The organism is Gemmatimonadota bacterium (assembly GCA_041390125.1).
Classification (GTDB): domain Bacteria; phylum Gemmatimonadota; class Gemmatimonadetes; order Longimicrobiales; family Gaopeijiaceae; genus JAGQIF01.
Genome location: JAWKQN010000002.1, coordinates 178686 through 202781 on the forward strand (window position 1 = coordinate 178686; position 24096 = coordinate 202781).

The 24096-nt window shown below is 69.8% G+C and carries 19 protein-coding genes; 11 read left to right on the plus strand and 8 right to left on the minus strand.

Annotation, left to right across the window (positions count from 1 at the left end; genetic code table 11):
* Positions 1 to 9 precede the first annotated feature (9 nt).
* A complete protein-coding gene (locus R3E98_00670; protein ID MEZ4421893.1) occupies positions 10 to 2208 on the minus strand; it encodes a BamA/TamA family outer membrane protein in 2199 nt (732 codons plus the stop codon).
* Positions 2198 to 6973 carry a translocation/assembly module TamB domain-containing protein gene (locus R3E98_00675; protein MEZ4421894.1) on the minus strand — a complete coding sequence of 1592 codons (4776 nt, stop codon included), beginning with the start codon at positions 6971 to 6973 and terminating at the stop codon, positions 2198 to 2200. The genes R3E98_00670 and R3E98_00675 overlap by 11 nt, the downstream gene beginning before the upstream one ends.
* 208 nt (positions 6974 to 7181) lie before the next feature.
* Between R3E98_00675 and R3E98_00680 the strand changes: the two genes are divergently transcribed.
* Positions 7182 to 9122 (plus strand): PAS domain-containing protein, encoded by a 1941-nt coding sequence (locus R3E98_00680; protein MEZ4421895.1) that lies wholly within the window; start codon positions 7182 to 7184, stop codon positions 9120 to 9122.
* Here the strand turns inward: R3E98_00680 and R3E98_00685 are convergent.
* The 4 genes from R3E98_00685 to R3E98_00700 form a co-directional block, all read right to left on the minus strand.
* Positions 9085 to 9993 carry a HAMP domain-containing sensor histidine kinase gene (locus R3E98_00685; GenBank protein ID MEZ4421896.1) on the minus strand — a complete coding sequence of 303 codons (909 nt, stop codon included), beginning with the start codon at positions 9991 to 9993 and terminating at the stop codon, positions 9085 to 9087. The genes R3E98_00680 and R3E98_00685 overlap by 38 nt on opposite strands.
* 236 nt (positions 9994 to 10229) lie before the next feature.
* A complete protein-coding gene (locus tag R3E98_00690; GenBank protein ID MEZ4421897.1) occupies positions 10230 to 10727 on the minus strand; it encodes a hypothetical protein in 498 nt (165 codons plus the stop codon).
* 54 nt (positions 10728 to 10781) lie between these two features.
* Positions 10782 to 11030, minus strand: coding sequence for a hypothetical protein (locus R3E98_00695; protein MEZ4421898.1), 249 nt, complete (start codon positions 11028 to 11030; stop codon positions 10782 to 10784).
* Positions 11027 to 13153 (minus strand): transglycosylase domain-containing protein, encoded by a 2127-nt coding sequence (locus tag R3E98_00700; protein MEZ4421899.1) that lies wholly within the window; start codon positions 13151 to 13153, stop codon positions 11027 to 11029. Before R3E98_00700 ends, R3E98_00695 begins: the two co-directional genes overlap by 4 nt.
* 292 nt (positions 13154 to 13445) lie before the next feature.
* On the opposite strand from R3E98_00700, the gene R3E98_00705 reads away from it, so the two are divergent.
* The 3 genes from R3E98_00705 (at position 13446) to R3E98_00715 (ending at position 17370) form a co-directional block, all read left to right on the plus strand.
* A complete protein-coding gene (locus tag R3E98_00705) occupies positions 13446 to 13994 on the plus strand; it encodes a CHRD domain-containing protein (protein MEZ4421900.1) in 549 nt (182 codons plus the stop codon).
* A 488-nt stretch (positions 13995 to 14482) separates the two neighbouring features.
* A complete protein-coding gene (locus R3E98_00710) occupies positions 14483 to 16750 on the plus strand; it encodes a hypothetical protein (protein ID MEZ4421901.1) in 2268 nt (755 codons plus the stop codon).
* A 62-nt stretch (positions 16751 to 16812) separates the two neighbouring features.
* The gene (locus tag R3E98_00715) at positions 16813 to 17370 is read left to right on the plus strand and encodes a type 1 glutamine amidotransferase domain-containing protein (GenBank protein ID MEZ4421902.1); all 558 of its coding nucleotides are present in this window, start codon (positions 16813 to 16815) and stop codon (positions 17368 to 17370) included.
* A 78-nt stretch (positions 17371 to 17448) separates the two neighbouring features.
* Here the strand turns inward: R3E98_00715 and R3E98_00720 are convergent, their stop codons facing one another.
* Both R3E98_00720 and R3E98_00725 read right to left on the minus strand, forming a co-directional pair.
* Positions 17449 to 17586 carry a hypothetical protein gene (locus R3E98_00720; GenBank protein MEZ4421903.1) on the minus strand — a complete coding sequence of 46 codons (138 nt, stop codon included), beginning with the start codon at positions 17584 to 17586 and terminating at the stop codon, positions 17449 to 17451.
* A 179-nt stretch (positions 17587 to 17765) separates the two neighbouring features.
* Complete coding sequence (locus R3E98_00725) at positions 17766 to 17978, minus strand: CsbD family protein (GenBank protein MEZ4421904.1); 213 nt, start codon at positions 17976 to 17978, stop codon at positions 17766 to 17768.
* Between the two features lie 242 nt (positions 17979 to 18220).
* Between R3E98_00725 and R3E98_00730 the strand changes: the two genes are divergently transcribed.
* The 7 genes from R3E98_00730 to R3E98_00760 all read left to right on the plus strand — a co-directional run bounded on the left by R3E98_00730 (position 18221) and on the right by R3E98_00760 (position 23982).
* Positions 18221 to 19567 (plus strand): mechanosensitive ion channel family protein, encoded by a 1347-nt coding sequence (locus R3E98_00730; GenBank protein MEZ4421905.1) that lies wholly within the window; start codon positions 18221 to 18223, stop codon positions 19565 to 19567.
* Positions 19568 to 19735: 168 nt separating this feature from the next.
* Entirely contained in the window at positions 19736 to 19897 is a 162-nt protein-coding gene (locus R3E98_00735) for a DUF1328 domain-containing protein (GenBank protein ID MEZ4421906.1), read from the plus strand.
* 14 nt (positions 19898 to 19911) lie between these two features.
* Positions 19912 to 20136 carry a DUF3185 domain-containing protein gene (locus R3E98_00740; protein MEZ4421907.1) on the plus strand — a complete coding sequence of 75 codons (225 nt, stop codon included), beginning with the start codon at positions 19912 to 19914 and terminating at the stop codon, positions 20134 to 20136.
* A gap of 170 nt (positions 20137 to 20306) precedes the next feature.
* Positions 20307 to 20807, plus strand: a complete 501-nt coding sequence (locus R3E98_00745; protein MEZ4421908.1) for a ferritin-like domain-containing protein — start codon at positions 20307 to 20309, stop codon at positions 20805 to 20807.
* A 17-nt stretch (positions 20808 to 20824) separates the two neighbouring features.
* Positions 20825 to 21988 (plus strand): AI-2E family transporter, encoded by a 1164-nt coding sequence (locus R3E98_00750; GenBank protein MEZ4421909.1) that lies wholly within the window; start codon positions 20825 to 20827, stop codon positions 21986 to 21988.
* Entirely contained in the window at positions 21985 to 23508 is a 1524-nt protein-coding gene (locus R3E98_00755; GenBank protein MEZ4421910.1) for a DUF4403 family protein, read from the plus strand. The genes R3E98_00750 and R3E98_00755 overlap by 4 nt, the downstream gene beginning before the upstream one ends.
* 108 nt (positions 23509 to 23616) lie before the next feature.
* Complete coding sequence (locus R3E98_00760; protein MEZ4421911.1) at positions 23617 to 23982, plus strand: PRC-barrel domain-containing protein; 366 nt, start codon at positions 23617 to 23619, stop codon at positions 23980 to 23982.
* Positions 23983 to 24096 lie beyond the last annotated feature (114 nt).

Sequence of the window (24096 nt, forward strand, 5' to 3'; positions counted from 1 at the left end):
CGGTACCTCCTAGAACGGGCGCCCGATGGACAGATGGATCTGCCATCGGCGCCCCTGATCTTCGGGAACGTCGGCGAGGGGACTCCCGGTGATGAGCGCCTCGGCGACGTCCGCGGGGTCCCGCAGATCCAGGACGCCCGGGTTGAGCTTGTAGCCCACGGAAAGTCGCAGCGGGCCGACCGGTGTGCCGATCTGGACGCCGGCGCCGGTCCCGTAGAACACCCCATCGTCCAGGTCGAGCAGGCTGGGTGCCGCCGGATCGGTGAAGCGATCATCGGCGGTCCACACCCGACCGGCATCCAGGAACGCGTGGACGGAGTAGGGCCCCGACACGAACGGCATCGGGAGTTGCAGCTCGACCGAGCCCGTCCACCGGTTGAGCCCTCCCAGGGGGACGTAGCGGGACGCACTCCCCAGGATCACGCTGTCGCCGCGCGTGGTCACCCGGATGTCGGGGACCTTGGGACCGAGCAACTCGGGTCCCCAACCCCGCACGTCTTGCGTGCCTCCCGCAGTGAACACCCCGTCGCGCAGGCGGAGGAAGGTCTGGACCTCGTCGCCGCCGGACGGGACGCTCTCGCCATACGGAAGCAGCTGTCCCAGACTGCCTCGCAGGAGCAACGCGCCCCGGCGGGCGATGGGCAGGAAGCCCTGCAGCCGTCCGTTGAGACGCCCGTACTGGACGTTGGACAGCGCCGCCGGCCCGGTGATCTCGGCTCCGATCCGCGCCACCCAGCCGGAGCGCGGTGCCAGCGGGTCGTCGATCTCTCCCCAGCTGGCCGCGTACTGCAGCGCGCTCGTGCGCACGTCCACGTCGAGCGTGTCGAGCGCTTCCAGGTAGCCGAGGAAGTCGGTGACTCCGGTCAGGGCGCCACCGCGCGCCTGCAGGACGCGTCGACCCGACAGGTTGTACGAGAGCGACATCGTCCGCAGCGCACCCCGCTCCCACAAGACGGTCGAGCTCACCCCCACGCGTGTGGAGCGGTCGCGCAGGTCGTCGCGGTATTCGAAGAACGGTGTGACCAGCCCGGACACGCGGTAGTGGCCCAGCCACGGCTGGCGCAACGTCGGCGTGATGCTGTACCGCGCGGAAGGTCCCTGCTGTCCCGACCACCAGCCGGTGCGGGCCTCGGCGCTCAGGGTCAACACGCGGGCAGCGCCCAGGAAGTCGCGATGGCTCCAGGAGGCCTGCGTGGTGATCCCCTCGTCGGAGGTGTAGCCCAACCGTCCCTCGATGATCCGGGGAGAGCCCTCCTCGATCCGCACGCGGACCTCCGCCGTCGAGTCGACCGGTTGATCGTCCGGGACGCCGACCAGGGCCAGCCGTACGATCTCCAGGCCGAACAGCTGGGACTGGCCCTCCGCGAGCTGGCTGGAGCGGAAGCGATCGCCGGTCTGGAAGGGCAGCTCACGGAGGATCGTGCGCTCGGAGAGGGCGCTGTCGCCTTCGATCACGATGCTTCCGATCGTCGTCTGGGGCCCTGGCGTCACCATGAGCTCGACGATGGCGGGCAGCTCCGTGGAAGCGCCGGCGTCCACGCGGCTGGGTTCTACCCGGGAGCGCACCCGGGTGAACGCGAATCCGTGATCGCGCCACCACTCCAGCACCCGGCTCGCCAGCGTGGAGACGCGGGCCTGGCTGAGGCGCTCCCCACGCTCGCGGGTCAGGTCGCGCCGGAAGCCACGCCATTCGGATTCCAGCTCCGGCGGCAGGAGCAGCGGCCCCTCGTCGGCGCCGCTGACCGACACGGAGTCCAACACCTGTGGCGGCCCCGGCTCCACTTCGAACACCACCGTCACCGCGTTGCGCGCGGTATCCAGGCGCACCCGGTAGTCGACGGCCGCCTGGGGGAACCCGTCCCGTTCCAGGAAGCGAACCAGCCGGATCTTGTCCTTCTGCAGCTCGATCGGGCTGAAGGACGTGAGCGGCGGTTCGGAGATGAACGGGATCCACGAGAGGAAGCGACGCGCCTCGTCCACGAAGCCGGGACCGGTCAGCGCGATCTGGTCCGCGAGCCGCGCCGGTTCAACCGCGTCTCCGGCGATGTCGAACTGGAGCTCGGCGACGCCCGTCTCCGTATCGATGAGGAAGAGCGGAGGACCGGAGCGTTCCGGGCCGGGTGGGGGCTCCGTGTTCTGGGCAGCGAGCGCACACGGCGTAGCCACACAGGCGAGAGCGAGCAGGAGCAGCGCGCGCTCAGTAGCCATAGCGCGTCCTCAGGAAGAACTGGAGCGCGTCCCCGCCGCTCTGCAGGTTGAGCAACAGCCAGCGGAAGGCCTGGTACTCGATCTCGACCTGGGTTTCCGCGTTGCCGCCCTGGTCGCTGGAGGCATCGAGGGAGACGGGCTGCTGGAATCCGAGGTACAGGCTGGGCGAGACGTAGCGTCCTGCCACCAGCGTCGCCGCCTCCAGCCCCTCGCGGCGGATCTCCACCACGTCCAGACCGACCCGATCCGCGGCGAAGGATTCGATGAGACCCCCCACCCGATCGAGGGCGAGTCCCCCTCCGCGCTCGAGGACGCTCTCTCCGCCTCCGTTCCCCCCGCCCAGGTCGAGCGAGCTGGACGCCGGCCGCCCGGTGGCGATGTACGACACGATATCCGCATTGTCCATCGTCGGCTCGGCACTCAGCACGATGCGCAGATCACCCACCTCCCCCTCCATCCCCAGGACGATGGTGGCCTCGGGTTCGTCGTCGGTGCGCGAGGGGACCTCGTAGACCGCTTGCAGGTCGAGGCGTGTCGCCAGCGGATCCCCGCGGAACACCAGCTGGCCCTGGCGGAGATCGAACCGACGGCCGAACTGCTCCACGTAGCTGCGCTGCGGGATCGCCTCCAGCTCGCCGAGCAGCTCGAGGTCCGGGCCCGGGTCTTTCCGGATGGTCATCTCTCCCGCGACCTGCACGGCCAGCTCGGGGTTGGCCGACTGCCGCAGCCAACTGTCCCGGCCGACCTGCACCGACAGATCCAGAGCCACCGCCTCGAACCCGGGCGCCTCGGACTCCTCCAGCCGTTGGATGGGAAAGCCGAAGTATTCCTCCAGGGCGGCGTAGTCCTCGTCGGTGAGGACCACGTCCTCCACGTCGCCGGACGCCACCGCCCCCCCCAGGTACAGGTCCCCGCGCTCGATGGTGACGCTCCCGCCGATCACCGGTTCGGGGACCGTGCCCTGGATGGCGAGGTCGCCCGACACCTCGGCGTGCACGAGGTCGGTGCGGATGGCCCGGAAGTCGTCCATGCGCACGTCGAGGTCGTAGCGTCCGATGCTGCCCCGCTCGACGTCGATCACGCCGGACAGCACCATCGCTCCTTCGCCGGACGTGATGCGCAGGTCCGGTACCTGCACCGCGCTGCCGCCCAGCCTCACCCTGCCTTCGAGCCCGTAGCGCAGGCCCAGAGGCACGATGTGCGCGTACACGTCCGACGCGGTAAGGGCGCCATCCAGGCTCGGATCGTCCAATGTGCCCTGGATGTCCACCCGACCATCCACCGCGCCGTCCAGGGAGCGGACCGTCGCGGGATCGAGGAAGGGTGTGGCGAAGTCCACGCCGAACGAGTCGGCCTGGATCTGGAGGTCGAGCGTGCCGGCGTCGGCACCGGGGACAGGCACGCTCCCGGCCAGCTGCAGCGCCGTCCGGTCCTGTTGCTCGATCTCGCCATCCACGAGCACGCGCCCGTCCTGGAAGGTCGCGGTCGCCCGCAACGTGCCCCCGCCCCCCTCTTCGGACTCGACGTCGAACGTGATGTCGGCGTCGCCGCGGGCCGCCTCGCCGCTCCCCTCCAGATCCATACGGAGATCCAGCTCACCCTGGAGCCGGTCGAACCCGGCGAGATCCGCGATGGTCTCCACCCGCAGGGCCTCCACGTCCGCCCGCACCCGTAGCGGCGCCTCTCCTCCGAGCGACAGGTCCAGCGCGATCCGCTGCGCTCCGCCGTCCGTCGCCAGCTCCAGGCCCTCCACCGCGATCCCGTTGCCGTAGCGGATCTGCGCCGGCTGCGGCAAGGTCCAGCGGCTCTCATCCACCTGGAAGCTGGCCTGCTCGACGGTGAGCGCCGGCTGCTCGGCCGCGGGATCCAGCCGCGCCTCCAGCTCGGCGGTGCGTCGCTGGTCGATGCGGGCGCGCGCGCCCACCACGAGATCCTCGCCCGCCGACCAGTCCGCGGTGAGACGCGTCTCGGTGACCCCGGTCGTCGGGAGGCTCAGCCGATCCAGCACCAGCTCGCCCCCTGCGCTGCGCCACCCCCGGTCCGGGCTCCAGCGAGCCATCGACTCGAGGTCCAGTCCCACGAGACGCGTGCTGCCGAAGGCGAGCGCCCCCACATGGGCGACGCCCGTGACCCGCAGTGAGTCGACGTCCCCCTGGACGCGCACGTCCAGGCTGCCGTCCCCGGCCGTGAGCGCCTCCAGGCCGAGGCTCTCCTCCACCGGCGTCAGCGACTCCAGGGCCACGTGCGCCTGGAAGTCCGCGGTGTCGGTGCCGGCCGCCGGCGTCAAGGGCACGCGACCACCCCCGTCGAGGCGCACGACGTTCGAGCGCAGCGTCAGCGTGTCGACGCGCAGGAGGCCGGCGGCCAGCTCGGCCCGCACGGTGCCGGAGTCGGCGCGCACCGCGGCCCAGGTGGCTTCCTCCAGGTCCAGTCGCAGCGTTCCTTGCGCGGTCTCACGCTCCAGCCCCCGGCCCTCCGCGTCGATCTCCGCAATCAACGAGCTCGCGATCGTGTCGCCCAGCAGCGCACCGAGCCTCGGCAGGTCCACCGAAGCGCGCGCACTCCAGGAGGGGACGTCGCCGGGGTCGAGCGCGCCCTCCGCCCGCACCGCGCCCGCCTCGAGATCCAGCTCCAGGTCGGCGCGTACGCGACCTTCCTCCGCGCGGAACTGCACGGCACCGGACTGGATCCGGGCCTCGTTGATGCGGGAGTCCTCGAGGGTGAGGCTGCCCTCGGCATCCAGCGAGGCCGGGTCGCTGCCCACGCCTTCGAGCGCCATCGTCCCGGTCAGGGCCGTTGTCAGGGTGGGGGAATCCGTCAGCGCACCCACGTCGAGATCCTCGAAGCGGAGCTCGCGCACGCTGAAGCGCAGGGGCTCACGGTCCAACCGGGCCCGGGCATCGACGGCAACGCGCCCCGCGGCCAGCGCCACCTCCCCCGCCAGGGTGGTGCCCTGCTCCTGCCAACGCAGGCGCAGATCGCCACTCCGCACCGTCTCGCGGCCGACCGAGGACGAATCCAGCGACACGGTGGCGTCCGCGCGCGGGGGTGCGCCTGGCGGCACCGTGAGCGTTCCTTCGAACCGGGCATTGAGGCCGGTCGCGACGAGCCCTTCGCGCAACGCCGCCAGGTCCAGGTCCTGGGCGCGTCCGTCCTGGATCCGCAACCGCAGCGTGTCCGCAAACGGCTCGCCGGCGAGGGAGAGGGTGACCCGTCCGGGCTCCGCTCCCAGCCGAACGTCCCCCCGCAGCGTCTCCTCTTCGATCGTGATCTGGACGCGCGCCTCATCCAGACGCGTACCGCTGGCGACGACCGTGTCCAGGCGCGCATCCAGCTCGACGCGACCGGAAGGCGGAACGCCCTGTCCGACCACCGACATCCGGCCCGCGACGCGCGCCAGCTCCGGCGGCGCGAAGCGTACGCGACCGTCCCAGCGGTAGTCCGGCCGCTCCGGCCGCAGGTCCACCGAGCCGTCGCCTGCCAGCCGCAGGTCGTCCGACCGCACGTCGAGCTCCACCGTCCCCTGCCCCGCGGTCACCCGCGCTGCGAGCTCGACGTGCGTGTCCCCCACGGCCGGGAGCCCCCCGACGTCGAAGACCGCCGTGGCCTGACCGTCCAGTCGGGACCGATCGCGGCCGGTGAAGCGCACCTCGAGGGTCCCATCCAATCGCGAGGGCAAGGCCGTATCGGCAACGATGCGCTGCGGGTCGAGGCCCGCGACGACTACGTGGCCCTCCACCCGTTGCGGGTTGTCTCTCCCGCTCGGGCCCCAGCGCCCTTCGGCCGTCAGCGTGCCCCCTCCTTCGGCGAGCTCCAGGCTGGCGTCCAGGCCGAGCGCGCCCCCCGGCACGCCGTTCACGCCGATCTGCACGGTCGCGGCGCCAGGACCGGCGGCCGGGAACACCGGGCGCAGGTCCGCGAAGACCAGCGGGTCGGCGCGGAGCCGGAAGGCCGTGGGAAGCGTGGAATCCGCGTCGAGCACCACCGTTCCGCTGCCTCCGATGCGGGTCGAGCCCGCCTGCAACGCGAGTGTGTCCAGGGCGATGCGGCGGCCGGACCATTCGGCGTCACGGATGCGCAACGCTCCGCTCAGCGCCTCCGCGGTGTCCGCGGGGTTGGGCCAGAGCAGGCGCGCGCTCGCCGACGCCACCTTCCCGGTCGGGTCCCCGTTCCCGATCGACACGTCGCTCGCGGCCACGTCCAGTCCTTCGATGCGGTAGACGGTATCGGGGGCCGCCCGGAGTGTGAGGGCACCGTCGGTTACGCGGAGCGCGTCGATCCGGACCGGCCAGCCCGCTCCCGTCGCCGTGTCGGCGGGCGACGGAGCCGGAGACGACGGCACGAGCGTCCAGGCCGAATCGGACTGCACCATCCGGATCCGCGGACGCACCAGGGAGAGGCTGTCCAGCACGAGGCGCCGGCGCAGGAGCGGCCCGAGGCGATGATCCACGAAGACCCGCTCCGCCGCGAGCGCGGTATCGCCGCCGCCGCGCACCAGCGCGACGTCCTCCAACGTCAGTGAACCGAGCCACGATCCGTCCACCCGGCCGACCGAGAGCGTGGTTCCTTCGGGAGAGAGACGCGGTGCCAGTGCCCGCACCAGACCGGTCGATACGGTCGAGGACTGGAGGGCCAGCAGGATCGTGAGCACGAGCAGCACGACGGCCGCGACGAGGCCCAGCACTCCGAAGCCGATGCGACGCCAGAGAGAGGGGTCCTCGCCGTGGGGGTCGATGTCGACCTCGGTGGGCTGGTTTGGGGTCATCCGACCCGAGAGGAGCAACCCGCGTACCGGGGGGGGCCCCCTGCAAGCGCGTGCAGGCGGTGGCTACGGGGGGCCCGGGCCCCCTCCAGTATTGTTTCAGGGACGCATGGAGTGAATGCTGGGTGACGCCCCGAGACGTTCGGATGGGGGCTCCGACGACAGGAGGGAGTGCTTGGCCGGAAGCCCGTGGACCTGGTGGGATCAGGACGTGACAAGGGGAGTCCGCACCTGGGACCCCAGCATCGAGCCATTCCTGGGGATCACGGCAGACGACGCATCGGGGCCTCTGCCATCCTGGTGGCAGCGCGTGCACCCCGACGACCGGGAGCGAGCACAGGCGCAGATGGAGCAGGCGCTGCGCGATCACGCACGCTGGTCCATCCGCTACCGGATCTGCGCCGCCGACGGAGTGTGGATCCCCGTGCTCGACCGCGGCTCTGTGCTCCGGGACGCCTCCGGTGCGGCCCGCTCGGCCCACGGGGCCCTGATCATCGACGCTCCGATCGCCGAGACGGAGCGTCCTGCCGAATGGGCACCCCTCGAGACGGGTCATCAGTTCCGCACGTTCGTGGACTGGCTCCCGCAGCTCGCCTGGTCCGCCACCGCGTCCGGCTGGATCGACTGGTACAATCGGCGCTGGTACGACTACACCGGTACCTCTCCCGAGGAGATGGAAGGGTGGGGTTGGATCACGGTCCACGATCCCGCCGACCTGCCCCGCATGCTCCGGATCTTCCGGAATTCGATCCGCACCGGGGAACCCTGGGAGGACGAGTTCCGACTTCGTCGCGGAAGCGATGGTGAGCTGCGCTGGCACCTGTCGCGGGCCATGCCGCTGCGCGATGAGCAGGGCCAGGTGGTTCGTTGGTTCGGCACCAATACGGATGTCCACGATCAGCGGCTCGCTTCCGAGGAGTACGCCCGCCTCCTGGTGCGCGAGCAGGCGCTTCGGCGTGAAGCCCAACGGGCCAGCCGCGCCAAGGATGAGTTCCTCGCCGTCGTCTCCCACGAGCTGCGCACTCCGCTCACGGCCATCCTGGGCTGGACCCAGCTGCTGGAGCTGTCGCCAGACGCCTTCGCGGAGCCTGGCCGCATCCGCGACATCGTGCGTCGGATCGACACCAACGCCCGCCTGCAATCGAAGCTCGTCGACGAGCTGCTGGATCTGTCGCGCGTGCTTGCGCAGAAGCTCGACCTGGAGCTCGTCCGGACGGACGTGGGGCAGCTCGCGCGCGCGGCGGTGGACATGGTCCGGGAGCGGGCTCGGGATCGGGGCATCCGGATCGAATGCGACGCCCCGGATGGGCTCATGGCAGCGGCGCACGCCGACCGTCTCCGTCAGGTCTTCAACAACCTGGTGGACAACGCGATGAAGTTCACCCCGGACGGGGGGTGGGTGCGGGTCCGGGTCCAGGTGCAGCCCGATGACTCCATCGTGGCCGTCGTGGAGGATTCAGGGGAAGGCATCGCTCCCGACGTCCTCCCACATGTCTTCGAGCGCTTCCGCCAGGGCGATGCATCCAGTCGCCGGCGCCATTCCGGGCTCGGCCTGGGGTTGGCCATCGTGCAGGAGATCGTGCACGCCCACCGGGGAACGGTCGAAGCGGGGAGCCCCGGCCCCGGTCAGGGAGCCCGCTTCACGGTGACCCTGCCCCCACCCGGTGAAGCGGAGGGGAACGAGTCCGGTCCGGTCGCCCCCGGCGTGACGCGTCCGGAACTGACGCCGCTCCGCGGCATCGGTGTGCTCGTGGTGGACGACGAGTCGAGCGCGCGTGAGGTCGTCGGTGCCATGCTACTGGCCGCCGGCGCCACCGTCACCCGCGCGGGCTCGGCGCACGATGCGCTGCGAGCCGTGCGCCAGAACCCGCCGGATGTCCTGGTGAGTGACGTGGCCATGCCCGAGGTGGATGGCCATGCGCTCGTGGGGCGGATCCGATCCCTGCCGGGCGAACTGGGCCGCCTCCCGTGCATCGCGCTTACGGCGCATGCGAGCGAGGCCGACCGGGAGCGGGCGTTGCGGAGCGGCTTCGACTTCTACCTGAGCAAGCCGGTCGACGCAGTGCGGCTGACGGCGCTGGTGGCCGAAGCCGTGCGTAGGCACGTCGCCACGCTCAAGGAGCCGGGAGCGGAGCCAGGGCAGGAATCATGAACGAGAATTCGCAGCCGCCCTCGGCAGGGGAAGCGTATCGGATCTCCCCTCCTGCGGCACGGATCGCCTCCTCCGTCATCGCCAGGCCCAGACCGCGGTCCGGGAGTGCCAACGGGCCGCGCACACGGGGTCGGAACGGCCGCTCGACGAGATCGTCCGGCAGTCCGGGCCCATCGTCGCGAATCGTGATCCAACACGCCTGACCTTCCTTCCTCGCCTGCACCTGCACGCCGAGGGCCCCGGAGCGCAGATCATGGTGCTCGACCGCGTTGTCGAGGAGGTTGGCGAACGCGGTGCAGAAGTGGAGCACGTGGACATCGAGCGGGGGGAAGGCCCCGGAGGTGGACACTCCGAGGCCTCGTACGGTGGCCCGGGCCCTCGACTGGTGGAGCAGATCGCGGGCAAGGGTGTCCAGGGCCAGCCTCGGCACGTCCGCATCACCCCGGAGGAGGGAGCGCATCGCATGCCGCACGCCGCGGGTGAGTGAGATGCCCGCCTCGACGGAGCTCAGCACGACATCCTGGAGGCGTCGGACCTGCGGAGGCTGCAGACCGGCGCCTTCCTGGAGCAGGCGTGTGGCCGTGTCGGCCACGCCCAGCCGGTTCCCGAGCTCGTGGGACAGGAGCGCCGCACAGATCTCGAACGCCCGACTGCGCTCTCGCTCCCTGCGCACGGTCCAGTAGGAGGTACGCCAGGCTGCGGCGACCTCGATGGCGGATTCGAGTTCCGCAAGTGCGACCTCGGATCTCGCGTCGGACGGCGTGGAGGGGGTGACGTCGCGATCGGATGCCTCGCGCAGGAGTCGTCCCAGGGTTCGAACGTCATCCCGGATGCCGGCCGCATCGGATCCGCTCGTCTCCAGCGCATCCACGTGACGGGCTACCTCTCGTTCCAGCGCGTCGCGCGCCTCGCCGGCTCGCGGGCCCTCGAGGAAGCCGCTTGCGGCATGGATGACCGCGGTGCGCTGAGGGGGATCGGCCTCGGAAGTGCCGACGAGGTCACTTCGGGAAGGGACCGCAGCGGCCCACGACCTCGCCAACGCCACCGGATCCTCCAAGGCGCGCTGCACGCGCTCCCACCGTGACCCCCCCGGCCGGTGGTCCAGGATCACCGCCGGGTCTTGACCTGCTCGGCGCCGCTGGTCTGGAGCAGCTCGCGGGCGATGGAGACGCGATCGTCGTGTGCGTGGATGCCGACCAGGATGCTGCCGGCCTCGATCTTCTCCGCGACCATGTTGGCTTCATGCTCCGGAATGCCCGCTCCGATGATGGAGCCCACGAGACCGCCGGCGGCCCCTCCCGCACCCGCACCCGCGAGAGCGGCCACGACCGGCCCCGCGGCCACGAGCCCGAGAGGGGGCGCGACGATCGCTCCCGTCGCCACCAGGGCCGCGGCGATGGCGCCGAGCGCACCCCCGGCGACGGCGCCCGTGACGCCGCCTTCGGGGGCCTTGGAATGGGATTCGACCGCGAACTCGCGTCCGCGCGTGTGCTCCGACATGAGCAGACTGACGTCATCGATCGCGAAGCCGGCGTCCACGAGACGGTCGACTGCGAGCGCCGCCGCGGAGCGGCTGGTGAAGAGACCGGTGACGAGCTTGGACATGCGACCCTCGACGCGTTGGTGGGGAAATCGGAAACGAAGAAGGAGGAGCCGCGATCAGCGGCGCCCGGCCACGGAGCGCGGGATCTCGAGGAAGATGGCCCCGGCGACGAACGCGGCCACCATGGCCACGGCCCCCTCGGTGCCGAACCATCCCCGCTGCACACCCAGCAGGCCGACGAGGACGCCACCGATGAGCCCCAGGACCAGGACGAGCAGCCAGCGGTTCTGCTCCTTGCTGGGGTTCAAGAAACGCAAGGCGAGAACGAGCGCGATGGCGATCAATGCAACGAGCAGCCAGGTCATCGGGGGATCTCTCCTTGAGACGTGGAATCCGCGCGCGGGCGCGTCGGCACCGGCGCACCGGACCAAGGTCGCCGTTCGGCGCCCATGATCCGGGTTTCGATCAGGGAGCACAGATCCTCGGGCTCGGTTCCCGGGATGAAGTACTCGAGCCTCGGGTCGGCGGACGGGCAGCGTTCGGACGACACCAACCCCGTGTAGGGATCGATGGGAAGTCGCACGAGGCCCTCCGGGGCCGTCGTCGTCCAGCGCGGACGTTGGTCACCATAGATCTCCGCCATCACGCTCCCCCAGATCGGCGCGGCAAGGCGACCGCCGCTGGCGCCGGGCAGGATGGGCTCGGGCTCATCGAAGCCGATCCAGATCCCCGCGACGCGATCAGGAGTCATGCCGACGAACCAGACGTCGCGGCCGGCATTGGTGGTTCCGGTCTTGCCTGCAGCCGAGCCGCGATACCCCGGCGCGCGTGCCGACCGACCGGTGCCGCGCTCCACCACGTCCTCCAGCGCCAGACGGGTCAGGAATGCCAGACGGGGGTCGATGCGTCCGCGTGCGGAATCCGACCGCTGATACAGCAGGGTACCATCCGACCGCTCGATCCGACGGATCAGGTGGGGCTCGACCACCATGCCACCATTGGCGAATGCGGCGAAGGCCGCAGTGAGCTCTGCGGGGTGCAACTCCGCCGACCCGAGGAAGAGCGAGGGCACGGCGGGAAGAGGGCTGTCGATACCCAGGGCGCGCGCCGTCTGGACGACGTGCTCCACGCCCGCGCTCTGCCCCAGCCGCACGGCCGCGAGATTGGACGAGCGGGCCAGCGCCATGCGCACGTCGAGGCGTCGGCCCTCGCTCTGCGGATCCCGTGGTGACCACATCCCCTCGGGCGTAGAGATCTCGATCGGAGCCGTGGAGAACCGCGAGGCGAGGCTGGCACCTCGCTGCAGGGCGGCGGCGGCCACGATGGGCTTGAAGGCCGAGCCGGGCTGTCGCATCGCCTGCAAGGCACGGTCGAACTCGGAGTGGGAAAAGGACCGGCCTCCTGCCAGCCCCTGCACGGCGCCGGTCGTGACGTCCAGGACCACCACGGCGCCTTGGAGGAAGGGCGACGCGCCGCGATGCGCCTTCGGGAGCGTGTCGCCTGGCACATCGTGGGGAAACGGCCCGTAGCGCCCACCTTCGATGGCGGACAGCGCGTCCGCGAGCTCACGATCCACGGCGCGCTGAACGGTCTCTCCATAGGCGGTGAATACGTGCAGACCGTTTCGTTCAGCCGAGCGGGGCACCAGCGCGCGTAGCTCCCGGGCCACGGCCGCGGCGTAGTAGGAACCCCCTCTCCGGGCCGGTGCCGTCCGCTCCGGCACCGTCTTCACGGCAACGGTGCGCGCCGCAATCGCAGTTGCAGAGTCGACGACGCCCTCCCGGGCCAGGACCCCCAATACGACGTCGCGGCGCTCGCGCGCGCGCTCGGGGTGTTCGCGGGGATTGTAGCGCTCGGGCGTGCGGGTCATCCCGATGATCGTCGCGATCTCGGCCAACGACAGCTCGTCGGGCCGCTTGCCGAAGTAGTGCAGCGCCGCCGTGGTGACGCCGTAGAGCCCGTCCCCGAGGTAGATCTGGTTCAGATACAGCTCGAGGATGCGCTCCTTCGGGAGTCGTCGCTCGAGAGCCAGGGACAGGCGTGCCTCCGTGAGCTTGCGACGCCACCGATTCTGATCGCGTACGGCCGGCTCCCAAAGGTTGCGCGCCAGCTGCATGTCGAGCGTGCTGGCCCCTTCGCGCACACCACCGCTCGCGAGGTTCCGGACGGCGGCTCGCATCACGCCCAGGAGGTCGATCCCGCCATGGGACCAGAAGCGCCGATCCTCGACGGCGACGAAGCCCTGCACGAGAGGTGCGGGCATCTCCTCGAGGGGAACGGTCAACCGCGTCTCGCCATCCAGGTGGGCGAACAGCTCACCATGGACGTCGTAGAGTGTCGGAGGCTCTGGGGGGTGGTAGTCCGTCAGCGCCTCCAGACTGGGGCAGGCGTCTTCCGGGCATCGCGGGGTCGCTTCGCTCCACAGCCGTAGTGCGCTCAGCGCCGACACCAGCACACCGAAGACGGTGAGCGCAACCCACGGCCGCACCGCCCCCGCGGTTCGCCGGGGTGTCGGGGTGCGCTCTCGCGCCTCGGAGTCGTTTCGCACGTTCACGTAAGGCGAGAGGATCAAGACGGATGCCCGTGCCGCGAACGCCACGCGACGCGACCTAACCAACCGCGCTGGAACGGGTTGGGTCCATTCGCCCACGACCCCGGCACCCATCGCCGACTCCGGTGCGTGTTTCGCCGCATCGTGGCCTGCACGAAGCATCCTGTGGCCGCGAAGTTGCACACGGCCGCTGCGTCCCCCGACTCGACCCTAGCGCGGGAGGTGAGCGATGCAACGGAATCCGAGCGGGACCCTTTGTCTGTTCATGGCAGTCGTCTTCGTCGGGTGTGGACCCGACCGCGGAGCGCTGGAAGACGAGGGCGTACCGATGGGGGAGGTGGAGACGGAGCCCGGCACGCCGGGGACGGCCCCCACAGGAATGACGGACGCAGTCGCCTACGAGGCCGCCTTCGAAGCGGAACAACCGGGCGACGCGCCGATGACGTCGGGTTCCCTCCAGATCCTCGCGCCGGAGGAGATGGGAGGAGACTACCGACTGGAAGTGATCCTGTCCGGGCTGTCCGAAGGCGAGCACGCCTGGCACATCCACGGCGGTCCCTGCGGGGAGAACGCATCGATCGTGTTGCCCCTGTCGTCCACTCCCGACCAGGAAGGCGCTGCGGGTCCGCTGGAGGCCAATGCACAGGGGCAGGCGTCGACGACGGTCGACGTTCCCGGCTTCGAGGCAACATGGCTGAACGCCGGCACCCACTCCGTGCACGTCCATGAAGGAACGCCGGAGGCACCGGGCGCGAGCGTGGCTTGCGCGACGTTCTGACGCGCTGACGCGATTGTGACGCGCGACCCGCGCAGACCCGACCCGAGGTCCAACGGGGGGGGGCGGAGGGAGTTGCACCGTCCTCCCGTTGAGATCCCGGGGCGCGGATGAGCCGCCGGCGGTCGCCGAGGAAGAGGCCTGGAGGGGATCCCGGACAACGCGTGCTTCGTGCAGTTCCGCCGCGGGCGAAACACGTGTGACAGCGCTCCAACCGTTCGTCGTCCCTGGTGGCGCGCATCACCGCGCCGGCCCCTCATGCGGCCGACCGCCGCCATCTTCCAACCCCCGCGCGTGCGCTGCTGCTCCCGGGCACCACCACCGGCAGGCCGGTTTCGATCTGCCTCGAATCGGTACGCCTGTTGCCTCCCTCCTCTGCGCAGACAGTCGCACCCCCCCTCTGCGCGACTTCGGATCTCCAGTGCGCCTCCATCTCCGTTGCGCACGCCGGGTCCGTCCACCGTTCCGCTGGAGAAGGGAGCCTCGAGCTCATGATTCCATCTGCGTCTTTCCGCTCTGCATTCGCCCGCACAGGGCTGGTGCTGCTCGTGCTGCTCTGTCTCGGAGGGCCGATCGCATTCGGAACTCCGGCCGGGGCCCAGGACATCACCTATACGGTGATGCCGACCTACAACCGCATCTTCTGGGACGACTCGGCCGGCGTCGATGACACGGATCAGTTGGGTGCGAATCTGGCCGTCGGTTTCGGTCGATTCATCTCCCTGCAAGGCTACTATCTGACCGCCGAGACGGACCGCTTCCTGGATCCGCTGGGTCTCGACGACGATCTGGAGGACTTCGCCACGCAGCCCATCGACCTGCGCTCCTATGGTGCCGAGGTCATGGTGAATCTCTCCGACGGGGGGTGGGTCCCCTTCCTGGTCGGAGGTGGAGGGCTGCTGGACTTCCAGCCGGACTCGGGCTCGTCCGCCCGGCGTGTCAACCTCAGGTACGGGGGTGGCCTGCGCGGTACCCTGTCGGACCTGGTGACGGCCGAAGTCTCGGTCCAACGCTCGCGTTATGTCTCGGAGCTCCCGCTCCTGGCCACGGACGGCGTCTCCAATCCCGCCAGTGCGGAGCGGACGTTCCACAACACGGAGCTTCGGGCTGGCCTCGGGATCAAGCTCGGCGGGGGGTATGGACCCCGCTCCGCGGCCGTCGACCGCGACGTCAGCCGGTTCTGGGACGACCCGTTGGGTGGACTCGCCTTCCCGATCGAGCCCATCGCGGGGTTGCAGACGTTCGACAACGCGACGCCACTGGAGGATCAGGAGCTGATCGGCGTGCGCAGCGGGCTCGACTTCGGTCGCTTCATCGGCTTGCGGGGCTTCTACTGGAAGGGCGTGCACAACGGCTTCGACGCCTTCTCCGACGTGCAATCCTACGGCGGCGAGGCGCAGTTCTCCCTGGGTGCCGGGGCCGGCCTGTCCCCCCACCTGCTGCTCGGGGTGGGGCAGTTGGACTTCGAGTCCAGCTACGGGCAGGAGGACTACGACGAGCCCCTGGGCTTCGAGCCCCAGGATCGCACCGCTCTGATCGTCGGTGGAGGCGCCAACCTCGGGCTCGGGGAGAACCTGAACCTCTCGGTCCAGGCGCGTGACTACGTCGTTGCCGCCAACGGATTCGAGGGCTCCACCAATCCCGTGGACGAGGTCTCGTCCGAGGACGACCTCCTCCACAACTGGCAGTTCGTGGCCGGTCTCAACCTCCGGATCGGAGGCGGGGGCGGTCTGCGCGTCGACCGGATCGAGGGCGCGCTCGACGAACGGGAAGCGCGCATCGCCGAACTGGAGCGCGAGCTCCAGGAGGCTCGGGAGGAACGTGAGCTCCAGCGTCGGACGGAGGACCGCACGGCGGACCGCACCGCCGGTCGCGGCGACCGGGACATGGACCGCAGCGGCGATCCGGACATGGACCGCACCCGGGACCGGATGGACCCCGACGCGATGCGCCGGATGACGTTCGATTCCGTAGCCTTCCGCCCGGAGAACGAGGGCACGATCACCCTGCCCGCTCCGACCGTCGGCGAGTTGTATGTGCGCTTCGGACCGGGGACTTCGCCCCTGGCGACCGACGACCAGGACGGGAACGGTGGTGAGCAGACCGGGGCGGCCCCCGCCGGCGCACGGACCGTCACCCCACAGGATCTCGAGACCTTGAGGGCGGAGATCCTGCAGGAGACCGCGACCAAGGACGACATCGACGCGCTGCGTGACCTCCTGCTGGCGCAGGGCGACCGCGCGCCCGTACGCGTCGAGGTCGAGCCCGGGCAACGGCGCGTCGGCGACACGACCGCAGTCGACGCGACCGACCGTCGTATCGACGTGGACGTCATGACGCCTGTCGAGCGGGTCCGCAACCGCCCGGCGCGGGTGTATGCGAGCTACGCGGCCGATCCCGACCAGCTGGTGTTGGGCGCCACGTCCGATTATCGCACGCTCGACGGAGCGCCGAACCTGCACCTGATGCCCGAGTTCGCCGTGGGCTTCGGGGAGGCGGACCCGAGCTTCCTGTTCGCTGGAAACCTGGAGTACCGGCCGGTGGTGCTGCAGCAGGACACCTGGGCGCTCGAGCCGTTCGCCGGCGGCGGAGCCGGCCTGCTCCTGGGGAACGACACGCAGGCGGTCGTCAACCTCATGTACGGCACGGAGCTCGACCTCGAGGACGCCCTGTCCGGCTCGCGCTTCTTCGTCGCGCACCAGGGAATCGACTTCTTCAACCAGAACCGTCTGCTGCTCGGCCTGGTGATCCAGCGCTGAGCGCAGCGGCGCGACCCGACAATCAACGACGACTCCATACGGGAGGAGTGATGGAAGACCGAATGAGTGGAAAGACCGTGGCCGTGCTGGCCACGGACGGATTCGAGGAATCGGAGCTCATCGAGCCCGTCAAGCGACTCCGCGAGGCGGGCGCGCGGGTGGAGATCGTCTCCATCCCGCGCAGCGAGCAGCGGATCCGCGGCTGGAAGGACGGCAACTGGTCCACCCATGTGGACGTCGACACCACCGTGGGTGAGACGGATCCAGCGCGCTACGAGGCTCTGGTGCTCCCCGGTGGCGTGATGAATCCCGACAAGTTGCGCATGGACGAGGACGCCGTGGAGTTCGTCCGTGGGTTCTTCGAGGCCGGGAAGCCCGTCGCGGCCATCTGCCACGGTCCGTGGCTTCTGGCCGAGGCGGACGTCCTGGACGGACGCACGGTGACGTCGTGGCCGTCCTTGCGGACGGACCTCGAGAACGCCGGGGCAACCTGGGTCGATCGGGAGGTCGTGGTCGATCAGGGTCTGGTGACGAGCCGCAACCCCTCCGATCTGCCGGCGTTCACGGACAAGATGGTGGAGGAGTTCGTCGAGGGCGTGCACGCCGGTCAACAGACCTGACGCCCGGTGGTGACGTAACGCAGGAAGGGGGGGCCGCAGTCGCGGCCCCCCCTTCGCTGTACCCGGCACCGGATCGAATCAGGACGAGGGCGGGTCTTCAATCGGGCTGCCGCCTTCGCCTTCCCAACGGTTCAGCGCCGCCTCCTTGCGGGCCCGCTCCGCCAGGCGCTCGAGGTCGACCCGGCCCAGCGTCTCCAACTCCAGCCCTCGATCCACCTCCAGCCTCGTCAAGGGCTGATCATCGACGGTGACGGACAGGGTCCTCGAGCGTCCGGATCCGTTCGTCCCGACGGAGAAGCGGTACCGTGCGCCTCTCCATTCGATCTCGCGACTCGTTGGCTGCCGCGTGTTCAGGTTCATCGTCGCGCTCCGGTTCAGGGGACGGCGTCGACGGGCTAGGCACGGGCCGAGGGATTCGACCGCATCCAGGCGTCGACTTCGTTCTTCGCGTCTTCCTTGGAGTTGCCATACCTCTCCTGGAGCGTTCCCTCCAGGCGGTCGCGATGCCCGTCGATGCGATCGAGATCGTCATCGGTCAACTCACCCCACTTCTCCTTGGCGCGTCCGCGAAACTGCTTCCAGTTGCCTTTCACCTGATCCCAATTCATACGACCTCCTCGGTCGGGTATGCGGTCTCGTCTTGCGGAGGAAGGCAGAGCCCCCCGTCGCTTCAGGGCGCAGGAGGCGTTCCAACGCGTCGCCGATCTCCCACCCGGTCCCGGAGCCGCGCCGAGCGGTCGAAATCCTCGTGCACGGGGTAGGCACTGGATCCTCGGCCCCTTCGGGGGTTTTGTTTCGTCTGGCGGCTCAGCGCACGAACCCCTCTCCCGCGCCGGCGCGGAAGGACACCATGCGGATCGTCATCCTGCTCTTCGCCCTCGTGGCGACGCCGCTCGGGGGCCAGGTCACCCCCGACTCCGCGGCCCAGACCGCCGACTCCGCGTCGGCTGCCTCCGACACGGCCGCAGGCGAGCCCGAAGCGGTCCCGGCGGACCGGGCCCGCCAGGACGCGGACCTCCGCAGCGACCTGCAGACCCTCTACGACCGCATCGAACCGTTCGAACGGATCGACGTCTCGGTCGAGGCGGGGGTCGTGACCCTCCGGGGCACCGTGCTGGACGCCGACGCCGCCGACGAGGCCGCCGAGCTGGCGCGCCAGACCACCGGGGTCCGGTTCGTGATCGAGCGGCTCGAGCGCTCTCGCTCGGTGGAGGAGCGCCTGACGCCCACGTGGTCACGCGTGCGCGAGCTTGCCGCGGAGACGATCGCCCAGTTGCCGCTCCTGCTCGTGGCGGTGTCGATCGTCGCGGTCGCCGCCCTCCTCGGTTGGCTGGTCCGCCGCTGGCGCGGTCCGACCGCTCTGGTATCCCGGAATCCGTTCCTGCAGGGCCTTCTTCAGCGGGCGCTCCAGGCACTTCTGGTCTTCGGCGGGATCCTGCTCGCCCTGGATCTGCTCGGGGCCACGGCCCTGCTGGGGGCGGTCGCGGGCACGGCGGGATTGGCCGGGCTTGCGTTGGGCTTCGCGTTCAAGGACATCGGAGAGAACTACCTGTCGGGCGTGCTGCTGAGCCTGCGGCCCCCGTTCGGCAAGAACGATCACATCCTGCTGGAGTCGTTCGAGGGCAAGGTCGTACGGCTGAGCTGGCGCGACACCATCCTGATGACCCTGGACGGCAACCACGTACGGATCCCGAATGCGCGGGTGTTCGCAAGCCCGCTCATCAACTTCACCAGGAATCCCCGCCGCCGCTTCGAGTTCGACTTCGGCATCGGCCCGGCAGCCGACCTGGGCGCGGCCCAGGAGATCGGTCTGGAAGCGTTGCGGGGCATGAAGGCCGTGTTGACCGATCCTCCGCCCCAGGCGCTGGTCGTGGACGTCGGCGACTCGACGGTGGGGGTACGTTGGCTCGCCTGGATCGACCAGCGGGCGTCGGATCTGCTGCGGGCGCGGAGCGAGGGCATCCGCCTGGTGAAGCTGCGGCTCGAGGCGGCCGGCATCGAGCTCCCCTCACCCGAGTATCTCGTGCGGCTGCAGCGGGAGGGCCAAGGCGGAGGCGGCGCTGCTCCTGCCGTCACCCAGGTCGTCGAGCGGGACACCTCCGCCGACCGCTCGGTCGAGGTGCAGATCGAGGAGGAGCGCCGCGACCGCCCGGAGAGCAACCTGCTGGACGATGTCGTGCGGGAGAGATCGTCCTGAAACACGCCCACCGCGTGGACGGCCCGGGGCCCGCAGGTCCCAACTGCATACGTATCATGCGCTTGTAGAGAACGCGCCGATCGGCACACCGGATGCTCCAACGGCGTCGCACGATCGGCCCTCGCGGATGCACCGCTGGGGTCCTTCCTGACTCGAAAGGAGCGATCCATGGGTGGCCTGGCGCTGACACTTCTCATCATCGCAATCATCGCGGCGGTCCTGGGCTTCGGCGGCCTCGCAGGTACGGCTGCCGGCCTGGCCAAGATCGCCTTCTTCGTCTTCATCATCCTGGCCCTGCTGTCCTTCGTCACCGGGCGTCGGACAGTCTGATCCGGGACGGGTGAATGAATAGCAAAGTGATCCTGGGCATCGTGTTGCTCGTCGTGGCCGGCATCTCGTTCGCGATGGGTGGCATCCCCTTCACACGGGAAGAGACGGTGCTCGATGTGGGACCGCTGGAGGCGACCACAGAGACGGAGGATCGGATCCCCCTCCCTCCCGTCGTTGGACTGGTCGCACTGATCGGCGGAGCGATCCTGTTGGTCGGCGGCGTGCGCCAGAAGGCGTAGGACGACCGACCGCCTGAAGAGTGCAGGACGGCTGTAGTGTTGCGATCGGGGGACCGTGACCTGCAGTCGGCTCCCCGTCCCGATCGAAAGATCGTGGGCGGGGAGCGCTCTTTTGGGCCCCTGTTCCGGCATCATCGAACGCAGACGTCCCCAACCACGAGGTGGTTCCCATGAGCGTCACCCGTCCCTCGAGCGGCATCCTGGCGGAAGCCCACCACGACAAGCGCGAGCAGATCGTCCAGCTCCTGGTGCAGGCCTATTGGATGGAGATGGAGACGGTCATGAACTACATGGCATCCTCCATCAACCCGGACGGCGTGCGGGCACAGGAGATCCGGGAGGCGCTGGAGAAGGACATCGGGGAGGAGTTGGATCACGCACGGCAGTTTGCGGAGCGCATCAAGGAGCTCTGGGGCGTGGTGCCGGGATCACTTGACTTCACGGGGGAGCAGGAAGGGCTGCAGCCGCCGGACGAGCAGACCGACATCGTGCACGTCATCGAGGGCGTGATCGCCGCCGAGCGCGGAGCGATCGAGCACTACAACCGCATCATCGAGGAGTGCGAAGGCATCGACTGGACAACCCAGGACATGGTCATCGCCATCCTCCGCGATGAGGAGGGTCATCTGCGGCTCTTCGAGGGCTTCCTGCGCGAGTTCGCGGCGGTCTGAGCCAAAGGCCCTCCCCCATGGCCACGATCTCTTCGGATCGTCCGGAGCACGCTCCGAAGGAACGGTCCGTTCCCCCACCCGACTCGCCGCGCGACGGCGCCCCGGCTCCCGACCTCGGAAAGCTGGGCGCGTTCCTGCGCGGCCCCATCGATGTCCGCTCCCTGTCCCTGACGGGCCTGTTCATCCTCGCGTCGCTCTACTCGATCTATGTGGCGCGCGAGGTGCTCATGCCCATCACGCTCGCGTTCCTGCTCAGCTTCCTGCTGACCCCCGCAGTGGGTTGGCTCCGCCGCCTTCGCCTACCCCAACCGCTGGCCGCGGCCCTGCTGATGCTCGCCCTGCTCGGTGGCACGGGGTACGGCATCTACCGGCTGTCCGGACCCGCCGTGGAATGGCTGGACCGCGCTCCCCAGAGCTTCGCGCAGATCGAGCGACGTCTGCGCACGGTGATCCAGGGAGTGGAACGGGTGGCCGCGGCGACGGAGTCGGTGGACGAGATCACCCGCCCGGGGGACGAGCCGGCGCCGGTGGCCGTCTCGGACCGCCCGACGCTGGGCCAGCGCATCTTCTCCGGGACGCGGGCGACCCTCGTCGGCGGCACGGTCACGCTGGTCCTGGTGTTCTTCCTCCTGGCTGCCGGCGACCTGTTCCTGCGCAAGCTCGTGCGCGTCCTTCCCCGCCTCGCCGACAAACGACGCGCCGTGGAGATCGCGCGCGCCATCCAGCTCCACATCTCCGGCTACCTGTTCACCATCAGCCTGATCAACGTCGGTCTGGCGGTGGCGCAATCGCTCGCGCTGTGGGCGCTGGGAGTGCCGAATCCGGTCCTGTGGGGAGTGATGGCGGGCCTGCTCAACTACCTGCCCTACGTGGGACCCATCCTGGGCACCACCGTCGTGGCGCTCGTGGGTCTGCTGGCCTTCGACGAGCTCACCCGGGCCCTCCTGGTCCCGGGCACCTACCTGGCCATCAGCCTCGTGGAAGGCAACCTCGTCACGCCCGTGCTCCTCGGTCGCAGCCTGACCCTCAACCCGGTCGTGATCTTCATCTGGATCCTCTTCTGGAGCTGGCTGTGGGGGATCGTCGGAGCGCTCGTGGCGGTGCCGTTGCTGGCAACGGTCAAGATCGTGTGTGACCACGTCGAGCCGCTCGCGCCCATCGGGGAGTTCCTGGGCAAGTGAGCAGGTGGAGCGACGTCCGGGAGCGGGGAGCAAGGCTCGCGCGTCGGCACCCGCGCGCGCTCGCGATCCTGTCGGTTCTGGCGATCGGCGGAGCGGTCTGGGCGCTCCTGTCACGCGACGACCCGCGGCTTCGCCCCGCGCCGCCCGCGTTTGCCGGCGACTCGGCCTGGGTTCCGGATCTTCCTGCTTCCACCCTGGAGGTACCGGTCGTCTACGACCTCTCCCCCATCGTGGAGAAGCTGGAAGGCGTCGTTCCGCGACGGTATGGCTCGCTCGACGATCGGGTCGAGCTCGGCTCGAACGAACGGGCGAGCGCAGCCTTCGAGCTGGTCCGCTCTCCCTTCCAGGCGCACCTCGAAGGCACGGTGGCACACGTCGCCGCGCTCGTACGCTACCGGGGTCGGGCCTGGTACGACCCGCCGGTGCTTCCGGAGGTGAGCGCCTCCTGTGGCACCGGTGAGGACGAGCCCGCACCCCGGGCCTGGATCCGCCTGTCCGCTCCCTTGATGCTCACACCGCGCTGGACGCTCGCGGCCGAGCCCAGGGTGGACGGCGTGGCCGCGGCGACGGACCAGGATCGGGACCGCTGTCAGATCACGCCGCTGCAGATCGACGTCACGGGTCGGGTGATCGACGCCGCCACCTCGATCCTGGAGGACAGCCTGCCGGCGATCCGCCGCGAGCTGGCCTCCATCGACCTGAAGAGCCACTTCGAGGAGTGGTGGCGCGTGCTGAGCGAGCCCATCCAGTTGGACGACGACATCTGGCTGATCATCGATCCGCGCGCCGTACACCGTGGTCCCATCTCGGGCGACAGCCTCACCCTGGTGGCGACGGTGGGCTTGATCGCCTACCCACGGATCGTGCTCGGCAACCGGCCCCTCACAGAGGTCGCGCCCCTCCCACCGCTCGACAGCGGTGACCTGCGGCCGGGTCTGCACGTGCGCGCGACCGCTCTGGGCGACTACCGCGTGGGCAGCCGCCGACTGACGCAGGAGTTGGCGGGCACCGAGATCACGCAGGCCGGTCGTCTGCTGCGGATCCGCTCCGTGTCCGTCCGCGGCATCGGAGGTGGCCGGATCTCCCTGGAGGTGGCCGTGGGTGGCGCCGTGCACGGACGCGTGTTCCTGGTGGGCACGCCCCGCTACGACGCAGCTTCGCGGGAGATCCATGTACCCGACCTGGACTTCGACGTCGCCACCCGTGACCTGCTCGTAGGCAGCCTGGCCTGGCTGGCCGAGACGCCCTTCGTCGAGCTCCTGAGGACCCGAGCCCGCTGGCCCGTCGAGGACCTCGTCCGCTTCGCCACGGAGCAGCTCGAGCGAGGGCTGAATCATCGTCTGGGGGACACCGCGCAACTCCGGGGCACTGTGGACTCCGTGGAGATCCTGGGCGTCTTCCCCACTCGCTCGGCCCTCGTGGTCCATGCGGCCGCGCGTGCCCAGGCGGCGCTGGTGGTGGACGAAGACGGACCTGCGTCCGTTTCACACCCAGCCACACTGCAACACGGCCCGCGCTGATGGGCGCACGACCGCGACCGCGCCATGGGAATGCTCGCCGGTCCTCATCTTGCTCCTTCATCTCGGGCGACCGAGCCACTTCGGGCAACGTCCCAGCAAGGAGAGACGATGAGACAGGACAATCCGCAGATCATGTCTGCGTCTACGATGATCGGAAACAAGGTCGAGAACGCCGCCGGGGAGAACCTGGGCGAAGTGAAGGAATTGATGATCGATCGCGACACGGGCGACGTCGCCTACGCGGTGCTCTCCTTCGGCGGGTTCCTGGGCCTCGGCGACAAGCTCTTCGCCATTCCCTGGCGGGCATTGGAGCTGGACACCGAGCGCCATTCGTTCCGCCTCGGCGTCGACAAGGATCGGCTGAAGGACGCGCCGGGCTTCGACAAGGACGACTGGCCGCGGAATCCCGATCGGACGTTCGTGGACCAGATCCACAAGTACTACGACATCCAGCCGTACTACGCCGCTCGCTGACCCGTAGGAGGGCGGAGGCGCGGCTGGTTCTGGTCGCGCCCCGACCGCGGAGTCGGTCTCCAAGAGACCCCTGGAGGCCGGCTTCGCGCTCCGCCTGCCCCCACCGGCGGAGCC

Excerpts from the sequence above, each read along its gene's own strand:
- R3E98_00670 (MEZ4421893.1), bottom strand. The coding sequence starts at position 2,208 with ATGGCTACTGAGCGCGCGCTGCTCCTGCTCGCTCTCGCCTGTGTGGCT.
- R3E98_00675 (MEZ4421894.1), bottom strand. The coding sequence starts at position 6,973 with ATGACCCCAAACCAGCCCACCGAGGTCGACATCGACCCCCACGGCGAG.
- R3E98_00690 (MEZ4421897.1), bottom strand. The coding sequence starts at position 10,727 with ATGTCCAAGCTCGTCACCGGTCTCTTCACCAGCCGCTCCGCGGCGGCG.
- R3E98_00695 (MEZ4421898.1), bottom strand. The coding sequence starts at position 11,030 with ATGACCTGGCTGCTCGTTGCATTGATCGCCATCGCGCTCGTTCTCGCC.
- R3E98_00705 (MEZ4421900.1), top strand. The coding sequence starts at position 13,446 with ATGCAACGGAATCCGAGCGGGACCCTTTGTCTGTTCATGGCAGTCGTC.
- R3E98_00710 (MEZ4421901.1), top strand. The coding sequence starts at position 14,483 with ATGATTCCATCTGCGTCTTTCCGCTCTGCATTCGCCCGCACAGGGCTG.
- R3E98_00715 (MEZ4421902.1), top strand. The coding sequence starts at position 16,813 with ATGAGTGGAAAGACCGTGGCCGTGCTGGCCACGGACGGATTCGAGGAA.
- R3E98_00725 (MEZ4421904.1), bottom strand. The coding sequence starts at position 17,978 with ATGAATTGGGATCAGGTGAAAGGCAACTGGAAGCAGTTTCGCGGACGC.
- R3E98_00730 (MEZ4421905.1), top strand. The coding sequence starts at position 18,221 with ATGCGGATCGTCATCCTGCTCTTCGCCCTCGTGGCGACGCCGCTCGGG.
- R3E98_00735 (MEZ4421906.1), top strand. The coding sequence starts at position 19,736 with ATGGGTGGCCTGGCGCTGACACTTCTCATCATCGCAATCATCGCGGCG.
- R3E98_00740 (MEZ4421907.1), top strand. The coding sequence starts at position 19,912 with ATGAATAGCAAAGTGATCCTGGGCATCGTGTTGCTCGTCGTGGCCGGC.
- R3E98_00745 (MEZ4421908.1), top strand. The coding sequence starts at position 20,307 with ATGAGCGTCACCCGTCCCTCGAGCGGCATCCTGGCGGAAGCCCACCAC.
- R3E98_00750 (MEZ4421909.1), top strand. The coding sequence starts at position 20,825 with ATGGCCACGATCTCTTCGGATCGTCCGGAGCACGCTCCGAAGGAACGG.
- R3E98_00760 (MEZ4421911.1), top strand. The coding sequence starts at position 23,617 with ATGAGACAGGACAATCCGCAGATCATGTCTGCGTCTACGATGATCGGA.